The organism is Chitinophaga sp., from assembly GCF_017745275.1.
In the GTDB taxonomy this organism is placed as follows: Bacteria; Bacteroidota; Bacteroidia; order Chitinophagales; family Chitinophagaceae; genus Chitinophaga.
Map to the genome: position 1 here is coordinate 51,788 of NZ_JAGHZS010000005.1, position 12,769 is coordinate 64,556.

General features: G+C 44.4%; 12 protein-coding genes. 3 read left to right on the forward strand and 9 right to left on the reverse strand.

Annotated features, from left to right (window positions below; all coding sequences use genetic code 11):
- Positions 1–116: 116 nt before the first annotated feature.
- A complete protein-coding gene (locus J7623_RS15280) occupies positions 117–2,453 on the reverse strand; it encodes a PDZ domain-containing protein (protein ID WP_291921640.1) in 2,337 nt (778 codons plus the stop codon).
- A 207-nt stretch (positions 2,454–2,660) separates the two neighbouring features.
- Here J7623_RS15280 and clpB point away from each other — a divergent pair, with 207 nt between their 5' ends.
- Entirely contained in the window at positions 2,661–5,261 is a 2,601-nt protein-coding gene (gene clpB / locus J7623_RS15285; RefSeq protein WP_291921643.1) for an ATP-dependent chaperone ClpB, read from the forward strand.
- Between the two features lie 126 nt (positions 5,262–5,387).
- A complete protein-coding gene (locus tag J7623_RS15290) occupies positions 5,388–5,867 on the forward strand; it encodes a nucleoside deaminase (protein WP_291921646.1) in 480 nt (159 codons plus the stop codon).
- Between the two features lie 114 nt (positions 5,868–5,981).
- Here the strand turns inward: J7623_RS15290 and J7623_RS15295 are convergent, their stop codons facing one another.
- The 4 genes from J7623_RS15295 to J7623_RS15310 form a co-directional block, all read right to left on the reverse strand.
- Complete coding sequence (locus J7623_RS15295; protein WP_291921649.1) at positions 5,982–6,338, reverse strand: anti-sigma factor; 357 nt, start codon at positions 6,336–6,338, stop codon at positions 5,982–5,984.
- Positions 6,339–6,354: 16 nt separating this feature from the next.
- A complete protein-coding gene (locus J7623_RS15300; RefSeq protein ID WP_291921652.1) occupies positions 6,355–6,936 on the reverse strand; it encodes a sigma-70 family RNA polymerase sigma factor in 582 nt (193 codons plus the stop codon).
- Positions 6,937–7,009: 73 nt separating this feature from the next.
- Entirely contained in the window at positions 7,010–8,080 is a 1,071-nt protein-coding gene (locus J7623_RS15305; RefSeq protein WP_291921654.1) for a zf-HC2 domain-containing protein, read from the reverse strand.
- Positions 8,070–8,645 carry a sigma factor-like helix-turn-helix DNA-binding protein gene (locus tag J7623_RS15310; RefSeq protein WP_291921656.1) on the reverse strand — a complete coding sequence of 192 codons (576 nt, stop codon included), beginning with the start codon at positions 8,643–8,645 and terminating at the stop codon, positions 8,070–8,072. The genes J7623_RS15305 and J7623_RS15310 overlap by 11 nt, the downstream gene beginning before the upstream one ends.
- Positions 8,646–8,737: 92 nt before the next feature.
- Between J7623_RS15310 and J7623_RS15315 the strand changes: the two genes are divergently transcribed.
- A complete protein-coding gene (locus J7623_RS15315; RefSeq protein ID WP_291921659.1) occupies positions 8,738–9,511 on the forward strand; it encodes a C40 family peptidase in 774 nt (257 codons plus the stop codon).
- A 103-nt stretch (positions 9,512–9,614) separates the two neighbouring features.
- Here J7623_RS15315 and J7623_RS15320 read toward each other — a convergent pair whose 3' ends face one another.
- The 4 genes from J7623_RS15320 to purE form a co-directional block, all read right to left on the reverse strand.
- Positions 9,615–10,154, reverse strand: a complete 540-nt coding sequence (locus J7623_RS15320; RefSeq protein WP_291921662.1) for an inorganic diphosphatase — start codon at positions 10,152–10,154, stop codon at positions 9,615–9,617.
- 220 nt (positions 10,155–10,374) lie between these two features.
- Entirely contained in the window at positions 10,375–10,857 is a 483-nt protein-coding gene (locus J7623_RS15325) for a DUF4878 domain-containing protein (RefSeq protein ID WP_291921665.1), read from the reverse strand.
- Between the two features lie 266 nt (positions 10,858–11,123).
- On the reverse strand, positions 11,124–12,080 hold the full coding sequence (locus J7623_RS15330; RefSeq protein ID WP_291921668.1) for a PhoH family protein: 957 nt from the start codon (positions 12,078–12,080) through the stop codon (positions 11,124–11,126).
- Positions 12,081–12,178: 98 nt separating this feature from the next.
- Positions 12,179–12,634, reverse strand: a complete 456-nt coding sequence (gene purE, locus J7623_RS15335; protein WP_291921671.1) for a 5-(carboxyamino)imidazole ribonucleotide mutase — start codon at positions 12,632–12,634, stop codon at positions 12,179–12,181.
- Between the last annotated feature and the right edge of the window lie 135 nt (positions 12,635–12,769).

Here is a 12,769-nt window from a genome sequence, read left to right on the forward strand (position 1 = left end):
AAAGCATAAAGCAAAAAGCTATTGTAGCGAATGAATAGTGCGGGTCAGTAACTTCAATACCCGCACTATTCATTCGCTACAATAGCTTTTTGCTTTATGCTTTATGCTTTCTGCTTTTACAGCGTCATTCTCTGCTGATTCCTGAAAATAACCAGTGGCACTTTTTTATCTCCATACAACTCATCCGCTTTCGTCAGGTCTTCTTTGGTATTGATTTTTTTATCGCCCAGTTGCAGGATAACATCACCTGCTTTTATAGGGTATTTGTGGCCGCTTTCTGGTACAGCTACCACAAAGGCGCCTTTGTTATCCGGTAAACCGGTGGCAGAACGTTCTCCCAGTGTTTCAATATTTTTCATGAGAGCACCTTGCCAGCCGGAAAAGCTGGGTTCTTCATTAAGCACTTCCTTTGCCAATACCGGCAATGGTGCTTTTTTAGCCTTTGCTTTCAGCGCTGCCGTAGTAACCCCAAATTGATCCATCGGGAAGTTACGGAAGCCTGTTTTTAATGCCGGCGAAGTTCGTTGTACCCGGTAATCACCGGTAGCAGGGGAAATGAACATTGGGTCACCTGCCAGTGAATGGCCATCTGTAGGGGGCTTGATAGCATTTTGCTCCGGGAAAAAGTTGTGGTCTATCTCATCTCCCCAAAACTCAATAGCAATAGGCTTATAAGTACGAGTTACAATATTATGTCTGAAAATATCGTGACTGTTCTCAAACCATACATGCGGATGGAAGGAATTATTCAGCATAATGTTATTTTCGACGGTACGGTAAAAGCCTTCCCGTAGTTTAAGTCCGCCATTGAGGCATACGTTGTTGTAGATATGATAATTGGAGGAACCATCATCCAGGTCAATGTCCCAGCCGTGATCGCAACGGAAACGATTATTCCGCAGCACGTTGGTTTTCACGGCATCCTGCCTGATCAGCCAGGGATGTACTGCCACCAGGCTATCCAGCTGCTCCCGGTTCGGATACCACCAACGGTCGCGCCCCCAGGAATTAAAGGCGCCGTGGTCGCCCGTTTCCAATACGGTGTTAAATACGTCATTATACTCAATGATATGTCCGCCCCAGGTACCTTCACTCACGTTAATGCCTGCACGTGGTACATCATAAATGGTATTATGCGATACCGTAATATCCATGGCCATAGATATTTGTACGCCGGCAGTTTGCTTTTCAATCCGGCCAGTACGATAAATGAGGTTGTCAGCAGCCACGCAGGAGGCCGGATAATCAGGGCTTTTGGGGCCTGCAGCGGTGTCCATACCATTAAATGCCTGTGACTCGTTGTACTCAAACAACGGTGCTCTTACCGCATCTTTATTACCAACGAAACAAATGCCGCTGCCACCCGCATCATGAATTTCGTTACCGGAGATGTAGGCACGGCGGTTATAGTTGCTCACAAAAACAGCGTTGCCGCCATTATGATCAAATTCGCAATCAAGGATGCTACAGTCCGTGGTGCCATCCAGTAATACAGCGCCGCCACGGTAAATGGTCCAGTCGCTCCGCAACAGCGGCTCACGGGTATCCATAAACGTAGCATTGCTATGTGCAAAGCGTATATTCCTGAACGTTATATTTTTCACGGGCTTATCTGCAGTTCCTTTTAATGCCACAATTTCCGGCAGGCGGGAAATAATGACACTCGCCTTTTCCGGTGATACACCGGCAACAGGTTTATAATAAAGCGTTTTACCCGCTTTATCGTAATACCATTCGCGGGGAGCATCCAGCTCTTCGAAAATATTTTCTACAAAACGCTCCTTTTCATTCATCCCCATCTGCCGGTTGTTCTGGTAACCGCCTTCCAGTTGCAATGTGCCATCGGTGTTTATACCGGTAATGCGATAATGGTAACCACCCCATTCATGCTTGTGGAGGGCATGTATATAACCCCCTTGCGGATGTTTCCAGGTTTTAATCCTCTCCGGGCTGAGCACATCATCGGCCGTTCCATTGAAATGTTTGGCGCTGCTGTCAAAATTAGGATAGCGGGCACGGATTTGTTGTTCGTTATTGATATAAAGATGACTGAACTCAAAAGGTACGTCCAGCGGGGCTTTATAAATACCGTCTTTCCATAATGTCCACTGAAGGCGTAAAAGCTGCCCGCCACTAAGGGTAACAGCTGCCGGCGCTGTATGTGGCTTTTCATTTCCGGCGCTGGTCACGGTGATGCTCCCTTTGCCCGGTGGCAGATCAGCGGAAGACAATACCAATGTGCTATCCAGGAAATAGGTGCCTGGCTTCAGATAAATGGTAATATTGGCATCCGGTTCTTTTTGAAGGAGCGCTTTCGCCTTTGAAATACTTTCGGATAGGCTGGTTTGGTTGGTGGACGTAGTGGCGGCATAAATAGTCTTCCGCTGGGCCAACAGGCTTCCAGGAAGCAGCGATAACGCTACCGCATATACGATACAGGTACTTCTTCTCATGGTTGATTTTGCTAATCCGCGAATATATACACTACACAAACCGGATTGTAATGAAAAATTAGCAGTTACTAAGCTATTTTTCTGCTAAAAATGCAGTGAAAGTTTGTTTTATATGTCATAATTACCGGTTATAGAACATTGGATCATGGTTTGTTGTTACCTAAACACGTTTGAGAAATCAAAAAAAGGAGCAAAAAAAACGTATTTATGAACTTGAATAATTTCACTATAAAATCGCAGGAAATACTGCAACAGGCGCAACAACTGGCATTTAATAACCAAAACCAGTCGATTGAAACAGGACATCTCCTGAAAGCCTTATTAAATGATGAAGATAGCCCCATTGAATACTTGCTGAAGAAGAATGATGTCAACACTACTTTCGTAAACAGTAAGCTCAATGAGCAGATAAATAAATACCCCCGGATGGCAGCCGGTGAAGGCGGTCAGTCCCTCAGCCGCGATGCCAATAATGTAATATTAAGGGCAGGCGCAGCGATCAAAGAATTTAAAGATGAATTTGTGAGTGTAGAACACCTGCTGTTGGGAATTCTCGGCGGTAGTGATGATACTGCCAAGTTATTGAAAGATGCGGGTTTAACGGAAAAAGGCCTCAAAGCGGCTATCCGGGAACTGCGCAAAGGTGATACGGTGAACTCACAAACCGGCGGTAACCAGTATAACACCCTGCAGAAGTATGCGAAGAACCTCAACGAAATGGCCCGGGAAGGGAAACTGGATCCGGTCATTGGTCGTGATGAGGAGATCCGCAGAACCTTGCATATCCTCTCCCGCAGGTCAAAAAACAACCCTATCCTGGTGGGTGAACCCGGTGTTGGTAAAACCGCTATCGTCGAAGGATTGGGCCATCGCATCATCAATGGCGACGTACCGGAAAACCTGAAATCCAAAACTATCTACGCTCTCGATATGGGTGCGTTGATGGCCGGTGCCAAATACCGCGGTGAGTTCGAAGAAAGATTAAAAGGAGTGGTAAAAGAAGTAGCAGAAAGTAATGGGGAAATCATCCTCTTTATTGATGAAATCCACACCCTGATTGGCGCAGGCGCCATGGAAGGTGCCATGGATGCCGCTAATATCCTGAAGCCGGCATTGGCCAGGGGAGAACTGCGTGCTATCGGTGCTACCACCCTCAATGAATACCAGAAATATTTTGAGAAAGATAAAGCCCTGGAACGCCGCTTCCAGAAAGTATTGGTCGACGAGCCTTCCGTAGAAGATGCAATTTCCATTTTACGTGGATTGAAAGAAAAATACGAAAGCCATCACCACGTACTGATAAAAGATGAAGCCATCATCGCAGCGGTAGAATTATCACATCGTTATATCACGGATCGTTTCTTACCAGACAAGGCGATTGACCTGATCGATGAAAGTGCCGCTAAACTCAGGCTGGAAATGAATTCCATGCCGGAGGAGCTGGATGAACTGGAAAGAAGAATCCGTCAACTGGAAATTGAAAGAGAAGCAATTAAACGGGAAAATGACGAAGATAAACTCCGCGAACTGCGCGAGGAAATTGCCCGCCTGAGTGAAGAACGTAACACCTTTAAAGCAAAATGGCAGGCGGAAAAAGAAGTAGTAGACCAGATCCAGAACGCTAAATCAGCGATCGAAAACCTGAAGCTCGAAGCGGAACAGGCAGAGCGCAACGGCGACTTTGGCCGCGTAGCTGAGATCCGCTACGGTAAAGTGAAGGAACAGGAAAAACTGGTGACTGATCTTACAGAAGAATTGAATAAAATATCTGCCAATCATAAACGTCTTCTTAAAGAGGAAGTAGATGCAGAAGATATCGCGGAAAACGTAGCCAAGGCTACCGGTATCCCGGTATCAAAGATGATGCAGAGTGAAAAGGATAAATTACTGCACCTGGAAGAAGAACTGCATCAGCGTGTAATTGGTCAGGACGAAGCCATCATCGCCGTATCTGACGCTATACGCCGCAGCCGCGCCGGATTGCAGGATCCCCGCAGGCCTATCGGGTCATTCATTTTCCTCGGTACCACCGGGGTCGGTAAAACAGAGCTGGCCAAAGCATTGGCAGAATACCTGTTCGACGATGAAAACATGATGACACGTATAGACATGAGCGAATACCAGGAAAAACATTCGGTAAGCCGACTGGTAGGAGCGCCTCCGGGATATGTGGGATATGATGAAGGTGGACAGCTCACTGAAGCAGTACGCCGTAAACCGTACTCTGTTGTCCTGCTCGATGAAATCGAAAAAGCGCACCCGGATACTTTTAACATTTTGTTACAGGTATTAGATGACGGTCGTTTAACAGATAACAAAGGCCGTGTGGTGAACTTTAAAAACACTATCATCATCATGACCAGCAACATGGGTAGTCATATTATCCAGGAGAATTTTGAAAACATTAACGATTCCAACAGAGAAGAGATCGTTGATAAGACGAAAGATGAAGTAATGAATGTGCTGAAACAAACTATTCGTCCTGAATTCCTGAACAGGATTGACGAAGTGATTATGTTCCAGCCGTTGATGAGAAGTGAAATTAAAGGAATAATTAACATACAGTTACAACAGTTGAAGGACATGGTTGCAAAGAATGGCATGATATTGGAATTTTCAGATTATGCGCTTGAATACCTTTCCGTTCAGGGTTACGATCCTCAATTTGGTGCAAGACCATTGAAACGCCTGATTCAGAAGGAAATCATTAACCTGCTGAGTAAGAAAATTCTCAGCGGTGATATTGATAAATCCAAACCAGTGTTGATAGATGTGTTTGATGGCGTAGTAGTAATCAGAAACAATTAATTCTAAATACGACGATACATAGTTAACGATAAGCCCCGCGATTCTTCGCGGGGCTTTTTTGTGTTCCGTCATCGCAGGTATTCTGCGCAGCTTTCGTTAAATTTGAATGAACCAAAAAATGACCATATGCCGGGAGAAAGAGAAAAACGATTTATGCAACACGCCATTACGTTGTCACGCAGGGGTATGGAAAACGGCGATGGGGGACCCTTTGGCGCTATTGTAGTAAGAGGAGAGGAAATTGTGGGAGAAGGGTGGAACCAGGTGTTGACAGATACCGATCCTACGGCGCATGCAGAAGTAGTAGCCATCAGGCAGGCATGTAAAAACCTGGGGACTTTCCAGTTGCACGACTGCGAAATTTATACTTCCTGCGAGCCTTGTCCGATGTGTTTGGGCGCTATTTACTGGGCCAGGCCAGCACGTGTATATTATGCCAACACCAAGGAAGATGCGGCAGCCATTGATTTTGATGATTCATTTATTTACAGGGAAATCAGTAAATCACATACAGATAAGAAAATTCCTTTGATTGCGATGCCGACAGCAGCGGCATTAAGTGTATTCAGAGATTGGAAAGAGAAGGGGGATAAGACGTTGTACTAGCAGTTAGCTGTTAGCTTTTAGCAAAAATGCAGCGGAGAACATAGTATATGTTAATCTCCGCTGCATTTTTGCTAAAAGCTAAAAGCTAACTGCTAATAGCTCTAATAGCTCTAATCACCGCCTGAGCGCTGAAAAATGGTAAGCCCAGAACAGGGCCAGCAGTAAAAAAAGGACACTGAGAATAATAACGGTGAGGTATATATAATTATCCGATTTTCTCCTGGTGCGGTACCGTTTATGCAGTTTTTTTAACAGCTCCCATTTCATCTCTCTGATCCATCCGGGTATCTTCTCTTTTTCTTTGATGGCAGCCAGTCCTTCGAGTGCATCACTGCAAAGTTCGCAATCGGCCAGGTGCATTTCTACTTCATGTTGTTCTTCAGCAGTCAGCTTACCCTGTACATAGTCCAGCAGCTGCTGTTGAGAAGGACAGCTAGTAGTTACAAAGATATCGTTGAAATGCTCGTTCATATCACTATTGTGCAAATTAACTTTTGTTTGCGCGTTGTTGTTTTTCCAGTAAAAGTTTCAGGTTTCTTTTGCCATTCTGGATATAGCTTTTTACCTGTAGCAGGTTATATCCGGTTTGATCAGCAATTTCCTGGTATGATTTCTTTTGCAGGTAAAACAGCTGTACACAAACTTTCTGTTCAGGGTTTAGCAGGTTGATGGCCTGTCCCATATTTTCCAGCAAGATATCCTTTTCCTGGAATACCCGCTTATCTTCTTCCTCTGCAGCGATGCCTCCCATATGTTTATCGGAAATTTCTTCCTTGTATTTCATATGCTTTTGCCGCAACTGCATGAGGCAGTAGTTTTTAGTTACCTGGTAAATCCAGGCCCTGAAATATTGAATCTCATGTTTATTGATGTCGGATAACATCTTGAGAAAGATTTGCTGCACAGCATCGCGTGCATCTTCTTCGTTCTTCAGGTACTTCATGCACATACCCAATAATAGTACGGCATAGCGGTCAAACAGCACACCTATCCAATCACTGTTGTTATCAGCTTTGAACCGTTGCAGTAGCTCCTGGTCTGTTAGTTGTTGTATGTCTGGATTATTCACAGGCTAATAAATGGAATGCTGCATATAGGATGCAGCATTCACAAAAGTCCATAATATTTTTGATATATTTTTATCACATACTGTCTAAAGCCTGCTGGGCCGCACTTTTCATGGATCCTTCCATGCGTATCACTTCCCGGAACATACGGCGAGCCTTGCCCATCTGACCCTTGCTGCGGTAGCAGATGGCCAGCTGGTAGCGCGCCAATTCCACGTACTTGCCTGAGCTCACTGATTCAATTCTTCTGTACCGGTCGATGGCCTCACCGAGGTTGCCCTGTTGTTGGTATACCATGGCTGCCTTGTAAAGATATTCATCGCTGTTAATAGCGGTAGCCGGTGTTTCTTTTTTAGGAGGATCCGGGGGAGGAGCGGGTTTATCCTCTTTGGGAGCGGGCTTTACCTCTGGTTTGGGATCCGGTTTTTTATCATCGTCTTTCGCTTTGTCGGCGGCAGCCTTTTTCAGTGAGTCGGCCTGCTTTTGTAATGCCTGTTGCTTTTTCACACTATCTGCTGCATGCTTCTTTTGCAAAGCCTTTAATGCTGCTGCTTTTTTCAGTGCAGCAGAATCGGGGTGGGGGGTATTGGCGGCAATCAGCGGTTTGGCGGATGTTTCAGCCGGATGCGTTACCGGTGCAGTGGCTGACGGCGTATTGTGTTCCGGAGTAATTACCGGTGCAGTGGTCACTACTGTATCCTTAACGGAGTCTTTGGCTGGCAGCGTAGCGGCCATCACTCTTACCGGCGGCTGGTTCCGCATATGACCGCGTAGTACGTATATACTGCCAATGCCCAGGCCAATAAATGCTACCATCCAGAAGTAGGTGAGCAAATGTTCTTTGTTCTTTTCCTTGCGGGTGTATTGCGCAACTTTCTGTACATGCGAAACAGGTTGAATACTGTTGTGTACGTAGCGTTGCAACTTATTGGTGAGGTCCTGGTAATTATCGGTGTTCTCTTCTTTCTCCAATGCCTGCAGGGCATCATAACACAGATCACAATCTGTGAGATGTTGTTCTACAAGATGTCTCTCCACATCAGTCAATCTGCCGTCCAGATAGCGGGGCAACTGATCTCTGCTGAGGCAACGGATAGCGGAAAAAATCTTTAGTACTTTATCATTATTCGGTTTACTACTTAACATATCCCTGGTTCATAAATAGCTTGGCAAGTTTTCCTTTGGCTGCTTTCAGCTGGGATCTCAGCTTATCACGTGATAGGCCGGTGGCGGCTGAAAGATCTGCAAAAGATTTATTTTCAAGATAAAATTGCGTGATAATGGATTTGTCGTCTGGATGAAGTCGTTCCAATGCCTGTTCCAGGCGTACAATCAGATCCTGCCGGTCAATAATGTTGGTAGCGGCTTTGTCCACTGTATTTTCAATGTGTAATAAATCTCTGCCATCGCGTGATGGATAGAAAGGGGTGTTTTTTTCCGGTTTACCCAGGTATCCTTTCTGAATATGCAAGATCCATTCATTTGCCTTGTAGATAGTCTGCGTTTTAAGACTGGCACTCAATCTTTGTAGCAGGGTGGGAAAAACAATATTGGGGTCCAGGTTGGGGTTGTTCTTCAGATGTGGAATGGTAACAGCAACCAGGAGATGACTGTACCTGTCCATCAATACGCCTTCTGCCTCGCGATCACGTTGTTTCCTGGCGCGGGATATTAGCTCTTTGTCCGATAAATTGGTTAACTGTTGTTGCATAAACTTATTACTTTATATTTACGTACAAAAGCGGAAAAAGTTCATTTAGCGCATTAATTTATTGAATAATAAAACGGATTTATACAATTAATATGCCATACGCCATTGTCATTGTGCCAGTTGCGCCATTACGGGCTGCAGCGTCACATAAGAGTGAAATGATTTCCCAATTGCTGTGGGGGGCCTGTGTAGAAATCATGGAAACGGCTCCCGGTGGTTGGGTGCAGGTGAAAAACCAATACGACGAATATACTGGCTGGGCTACTATGGCTCACCTGGAACCTATTGAGGAAGTATTATTCCGGACACCGGCTACCTGGTATTTTCCAGGCTGGGTGAACCGTGTTACCATGAACGGACAACCCATGCAGGTCCCTTTTGGTTGCCTGGTAAAGAGTCCCGATAATAACGCCACGCAATGGGGAAATATTACCGTAAAATTCGAAGATAAGCCACTTCCCTATACGAATACTGCGGTAGCAGATGTAACGGCGTTAAAACAGGCTGCGATGCAGTTTTTAAATACGGCATATCTCTGGGGAGGCGTGAGTGTGTTTGGGATAGATTGCTCCGGGTTTACCCAAAATGTATTTAAATTATCCGGTATTCCGCTCTGGCGGGATGCTTATCAACAAGCTACCCAGGGGCACCTGGTGGATTTTTTACAGGAAGCCCGCCTCGGTGATCTGGCTTTCTTCGATAATGAAGAAGGCAGAATTACGCATGTAGGCATCCTGCTCAATGATCACGAAATCATCCACTCTTCCGGTAAAGTCCGTATCGATCCTATCGATAACCAGGGTATTATTAATGCGGATACTGGTCTCCGTACGCACCAGTTGAGGATTATAAAAAGATATTTCTAAACCGGGAGCAGAAAGCAAAAAGCAGAAAGCAAAAAGCTATTGTCGCGTATATCATTCGCTTCAATAGCTTTTTGCTTTCTGCTTTTTGCTTTCTGCTCTTTATCTAGCTCTGTTTGAAAATCTTGCGATAGTCTTCAAAGCTTTGTGTGATAATTTCTTCTGCTTTGGTTTTGTCCTGGAATTCTTCTACCACAACGGTTTTCTTTTCCAGTTTTTTATATTCTTCGAAGAAGTGACGCATTTCATCGATGAAATGAGGCGGCAGTTCAGAAATATCGTTGATGTGGTTTACGCTCATATCATTAGCAGCTACGGCGATGATTTTATCATCTGCTTCACCACCATCTATCATCTGCATTACACCGATTACTTTCGCTTCTACAATACACATAGGCACACACTCCACTTGAGACAATACCAGGATATCCAGTGGATCATGGTCGTCGCAGTATGACTGTGGAATAAAACCGTAATTGGCAGGATAGTATACAGAAGAATAGAGAACACGGTCCATTTTCAGTAAACCGCTTTCTTTATCCAGTTCATATTTGGCACGGCATCCCTTTGGAATTTCAATAATTGCATTTACAACATTTGGCACTTCAGAGCCAGGGCTCACACTGTGCCAGGGATTTGTCATCATAATAATGTTCTTTACTTTAAGGTTTATTGTTCAATATTGGATTAATGTAGAAAAGTGAATAAGGTATTCACCTCACTTTTCATGAAGATATGGTTAGGTTTCCGGTAAGTAAAAACAGGAAAATCGCCACACATTCAATTCATTAATGCGTGGCAAAATTAAGGGAACTACCCGTTAATAGCTAAAAATTATCCTTTCCTTTTGTGTAAAAAGAATGAATTTATTTAGTTTCAGGCATAATAATACCGGTAGCGGCGGCAGAATCTGCGGATAAAACCCCGGTAGAATCTAATGCATTACCTGTTTGCGGTGCGTAGTTAGGTATGATACTGTCGAACGTCAGGGATATTTTCCATTGTCCGTTTTCTTTTACCATCTGAAGCACTTCTTTCTGGTGGGCAGAGGAGTTGAGTATAGTGACGGCAGCTTTGTCGCCGTTTTCTTCAATATTGACAACCTCTATCCTTGCATTCTTGATCTTTTCTCTTTCAGCGCCACTGCGGCGGCCATCAAAAATAGCATAGATCTGTATTACCTGTTGAGACTCCTTGGTGGCATAGTCTCTTGCCTGGTCGTAGTTCGAATCCTGAATCGCATGCATAAACGCCAGCGCTACCTCTTCTGGGGAAGCTCTCTTTTTACAACTGCCCAACAGCAACGTTGTAGTCAATGCCAGTGTCATGATTCGAAAAAAATTGGTCATGCGGTCGATAAATTATGATATATCACAACAAAAATAGGGGTAAACTTCAATTCTGCAAAGTCGTACAACAATAGTATAGCTCATTCACAGGCTTCCGGACTGAATCTTTCCCTTGGATAAAAACAGGTGAACTTACGGCAATCGCCGTTAACAAAGAGTTAATATTTTAATATTTGGCTATTTTGCTACCGGATATTTTTTCCCAACCCAGCAGTTGTGGTGGGAAAAAATATCCGGCAAACGCCATAGCCAAACAGTAAAATCATTTATTTGTCCTTATTGGCTTCATATGCCTTGATGATGGCTTTCACCAAACGGTGTCTTACCACGTCTTCTTCATCAAGTTCCACATGTGCAATACCCTCAATGTTGCGAAGGATGCGACAAGCCCTGTCCAGACCGGATTGTTGATTTTTAGGTAAATCTATCTGCGTAAGGTCACCGGTGATAATGGCCTGGGCAGATGCGCCGATACGGGTTAGAAACATTTTGATCTGCAAATCAGTAGCATTCTGCGCCTCATCCAGGATAATAAATGAATTATCCAGGGTACGACCACGCATATACGCCAATGGAGCAATCTCAATAACGCGGTTGGTCATGTAGTAACTCAACTTCTCCGCAGGGATCATATCATCCAGCGCATCGTACAATGGCCGCAGATATGGGTCAATCTTTTCTTTTAAATCTCCCGGAAGAAAACCCAGACTTTCTCCTGCTTCTACAGCAGGGCGGGTGAGAATAATCTTCTTTACGGCTTTGTTCTTTAACGCACGAACCGCCAATGCCACAGCAGTATAGGTTTTACCGGTACCAGCAGGTCCAATCGCGAAGATGATGTCATTCTTCTCCGCCAGGGCTACCATCTTTTTCTGGTTAGCGGTACGGGCTCTTACCGTACGTCCGTTAGGACCAAATACCAATACTTCATTGGGGTTACGCTCGCTGAAATTGTCAATTTTTGTGCCTTCCTCGTCTCCAAGAATCTGTTCAAAATAGTTCTCCGTCAGATTACCATTTCGCTCCAGGTATTTAACGATCTGACCAATTTTTTCCTCCGCTGTAGCCACTTCTTCCGGTGCCCCACTCAATTTTAACTGGGTACCCCTGGACAGGATCTTAAGCAATGGGAATTTCTTTTTCAGCAGATCTAGTTTTCCGTTGTTAACACCGAAAAACTCAATGGGATTAATACTGTCTAAATTGATAATGGATTCAGTCAATGATTCTTGATTTAATTGTCCAGGAAATGATCGGTATTTTTCAATCCGAATATATTTAAATCTTGTACAACCTGGAAGACGCAATTGTTAAGCTATCACTAAATTCTGTACCCGTTCTGTTTGAAGGTTTCCACTTTAGCTGCAATATCCTTATTGCTCAAAGCGATGATACGGGCTGCCAGAATAGCTGCATTGCGCGCTCCGGCTTTTCCTACCGCCAGGGTACCAACTGGTAAGCCTGCAGGCATCTGTACAATGGAATATAAAGCATCAATGCCGCCTGGTAAACCACCATCTAATGGAACTCCCAGAACTGGCAGCGAAGTGTAAGCAGATACTACTCCCGGTAAGGCTGCTGCCATGCCCGCTGCGGCAATAATTACGCCAAATCCTTTCTCCTGTGCGGTTATACACAATTCCCTTACTTTATCAGGATTACGATGAGCCGAAGCTACCACCATTTCGTTTTCAATGCCAAAATATTGAAGGTGCTTCTGTGATTCTTCCATTACTGGCTTGTCACTCTCGGAACCCATGATAATCAAAACTTTCATCTCTACTAGTATTTAAAAAAATGATAATCTATATAACCAGCCCAAAGATATCGATCGATTAGCAATTTCGGAAAACTGAAAATCCACAACGCGTGGATAAATGATTAAACCCCGCCATTCATCTCCCCATTAAAC